Raw genomic sequence first — 663 nt, 5'->3', positions numbered from 1 at the left:
GACCGGCGCGATCATGCGGAAGGCCTCGGGCCGGTAGTGGACCGACTTGTTGGTCAGGCCGGCCAGGATCAGTTCGTTGGGCGAGCCCTGGAACACGTAGTAGCCGTCGGCCTTGGCGCCCAGCACGCGATTGGCGCCGAGCACGCCGTTGGCCCCGCCCAGGTTCTCGACGATGACCTGGCCGCCCAGCGCCTGGGTTATCGGCCCCTGCAGCGCGCGCGCCGTGATGTCGCTGGCGCCGCCGGCCGGATACGGCACCATCAGCGATACCGGCCGGGCGGGGTAGTCTTCGGCGGCGGCGGCGCCCGTGGCCAGCAGGGCGAGCGCGGCGACGGTGGATAACAGCAGTGTCTTCATCGGAGTCCCTTGGGTGTTGTGTGTTTTCCGGAATGCTAGAAGCGCTGTTTTCATCTGTCCAATCGATTGATTGGCTGATTACAATGCGTTTTATGCATGATTTTTCGCGGCGCGGCCGCGTCCCGGAGATTTCATGAATCTGTCGCAACTGGCTCATCTGGTGGCGCTGCTGGAGACCGGCTCGTTCACCCGCGCCGCGGAATCGCTGCACCTGTCGCAGCCCGCGTTCAGCCGCAGCATCCAGTTGCTGGAGGCCGAGCTGGGGGCGCCGCTGGTGGATCGCATCGGCAAGCGCAACGAGGCCAC

General features: G+C 66.1%; 2 protein-coding genes. One reads left to right on the top strand and one right to left on the bottom strand.

Annotated elements, in window-relative coordinates; genetic code table 11:
* Positions 1–357: tripartite tricarboxylate transporter substrate-binding protein (locus DNK89_RS23470; RefSeq protein ID WP_255575894.1), on the bottom strand; the 357-nt coding region annotated here is incomplete at its 3' end.
* 133 nt (positions 358–490) lie between these two features.
* Between DNK89_RS23470 and DNK89_RS23465 the strand changes: the two genes are divergently transcribed.
* Positions 491–663, top strand: a 173-nt coding sequence (locus tag DNK89_RS23465) for a LysR family transcriptional regulator (protein ID WP_153064333.1), incomplete at its 3' end; no start/stop codon positions are given.

This window comes from Acidovorax sp. ST3 (assembly GCF_003231145.1).
In the GTDB taxonomy this organism is placed as follows: Bacteria; Pseudomonadota; Gammaproteobacteria; order Burkholderiales; family Burkholderiaceae_C; genus Acidovorax.
The sequence above is the reverse complement of the archived record's forward strand: the minus strand, read 5'-3'. Positions and strand labels throughout refer to the sequence as shown.